Source organism: Leptodesmis sp. (assembly GCF_052746595.1).
Genome location: NZ_JBRAGO010000203.1, coordinates 1 through 2008, shown reverse-complemented (window position 1 = coordinate 2008; position 2008 = coordinate 1). Strand labels below are relative to the sequence as shown.

The window sequence follows — 2008 nt, the reverse complement described above, 5'->3', positions numbered from 1 at the left end:
ATCGCTTTGTCCATACGTTCGCTTTTTGTCTTTAAAGTGCCTAACACGCTCTAGGTTCGATGTAGCGTAAGACAATTACAGAGGCGGCGCAAAAGTGCCGCTTCTGTATTTATTGACGAGTTTAAGCAGTGATTTACAGACCGATAGTATATTGGAGGTTGGAGAGTGGTATATAATCTGTTTCAATGCGATCCAACCAATGTGCTTAATTGAGTGTTGCGAAGTCGGCCTTTGATGAATAAATTTGCATTTCCTCGTCTCAACGGATTTCAAGATCTGGAGAACTTTTACGCCTCCTTCATCCCTCAGCTGATGCAAGGCGATGTTCGAGGCGCAGTATTCGAGTTATCTAACCTCAGTTTCTTTCCCCCCGAAGCAGTCCTGTCGCTGGTATGTGCGTCAAGGCTGTGGCACGCGATGACGGGTCATGCAGTAGAATGGCGATTGGAAAACGAAGATACACTTCGATATCTCGAACGAATGGATATCTTATCGGTCTTTGCGGATTGCATCACTGTGCCAGCCCTTCCTTCCGATTTATGGTCACGGGGTTCCAGTGGCAATCTTATGGAAATCAAAACCCTTTCTGATGATCTTGAACAAAACAGCTTAAACGATGTACCTCATGTTCTGGCTATCGCTCAAGCTTTGCTGCTGGGGCGTGTCACCGCTGACCGTATGGGGGCAGCCTGTACCCTCTTGAGTGAGGTTACACAAAACGTGACCCATAGTGGCAGTCAAGGTTATGCCTTGATGCAAATATATAAAGCAGGCAGCGGACGACGTGTCCATATTGCGGTTGGCGATACAGGTCGAGGGATTCCAGATTCTTTACGCGGGAAATATCCGCATGTCGGACAACCCTCCCACTATCTTAAAAAGTCGCTGGAGTCAGGAGTCAGTTCACGCGCAAGCGGCAACGGATTGGGACTCTATCAAGTACAGCATCTGGTTCGCAATGGTGGGGGTACGCTGACCATTCGTTCCGACACTGCTATGCTGCAACTTTACGATGGCAAGGTTTATCAATGGGATAACTTGGCCCGTATTCCAGGCACACAGGTTTTCATTACCATCTGGGGACGGCACGAAAAAGGGGATTGGAATTACCTCTTGCCAATGCCTTAAAATCAATATATACTACCTTTCAGCTAAAGTTGCTGAAAAGGTGATTGTGATCGTCTTACGTCTTGCGGATATCGCCCGTGGAATCACATCCTTCCCATCCTTACTTGCTACCCGGTTGGCAGGAAAACGTTTTTGGGAACAGTTGCAAAAGTGCCTGCGAGAATCGGACGCAGACACCGTGATCACTTTGTCATTTGCTGGTGTCGATGTGATGGATGCGTCGTTTGCCGATGAGGTGTTTGGCACGCTGGCAGCGCGTCGAGCGAGAAAAGATGTCACATTTGGTCCGGTTATCCTTATGGAAGCTAATGAAACCTGTGTCGAGAATTTGAAGATGGCTTTAGAGACTCGCGCAGATCGGGAGTCACCTGATCGGGAGCGTTTACGAAATTGTGTCCTGCCCATGCTTAAGGGCGATGAGATGACGCTGATTGGTAAATTTGAAGATCACGTTTTGCAATCGTTTGAACTGCTCTCAAAACACAAAACATTGACCGCCCGTGACCTGTCGGATGTGCTAAAGTTGAACCTGAATGCTGCCAGCACGCGCTTGAAAACACTGGCGGATCTGGGATTAGCCCGGCGTATCGAAATCCGCGATGCTCAGGGTAAACAGTTTGTCTACCACAGCCTGCAATAAAATTTTGCCCATGAGTTCAGCAGAAAGTGTTGATGTGTTATGAGCAGTTACTTCGATTATTATGCGCGTACCATCTATGAACATGCCAATGGCTTGAAATTGGTTGGTGGTGGCACAGGATTGGGTAAAACCAGCAATATTCCTGATGTCGTTATGAAAGCCCTCCCGCCAGACCGCAAAGGTATCTAACCCGATGTGCAGGTTTTTCTAAACAGGGGAGACTTCGGTAGGATTTGGGTG

At 47.8% G+C, this 2008-nt stretch carries 3 protein-coding genes; all 3 read left to right on the top strand.

What is annotated here, in order from left to right; translation table 11 throughout:
* The first annotated feature begins 234 nt into the window (after positions 1 to 234).
* The 3 genes from ACUVQO_RS23045 to ACUVQO_RS23035 are packed head-to-tail and all read left to right on the top strand — an operon-like array spanning position 235 to position 1957.
* A complete protein-coding gene (locus tag ACUVQO_RS23045; protein WP_445928154.1) occupies positions 235 to 1128 on the top strand; it encodes an ATP-binding protein in 894 nt (297 codons plus the stop codon).
* A gap of 40 nt (positions 1129 to 1168) precedes the next feature.
* Positions 1169 to 1768 carry an STAS-like domain-containing protein gene (locus ACUVQO_RS23040; RefSeq protein WP_445928153.1) on the top strand — a complete coding sequence of 200 codons (600 nt, stop codon included), beginning with the start codon at positions 1169 to 1171 and terminating at the stop codon, positions 1766 to 1768.
* Between the two features lie 39 nt (positions 1769 to 1807).
* Complete coding sequence (locus tag ACUVQO_RS23035; protein WP_445928152.1) at positions 1808 to 1957, top strand: hypothetical protein; 150 nt, start codon at positions 1808 to 1810, stop codon at positions 1955 to 1957.
* Positions 1958 to 2008: the final 51 nt, after the last annotated feature.

Coding starts and splice junctions, on each gene's coding strand:
- ACUVQO_RS23035 (WP_445928152.1), top strand. CDS start 1,808: ATGAGCAGTTACTTCGATTATTATGCGCGTACCATCTATGAACATGCC.
- ACUVQO_RS23045 (WP_445928154.1), top strand. CDS start 235: ATGAATAAATTTGCATTTCCTCGTCTCAACGGATTTCAAGATCTGGAG.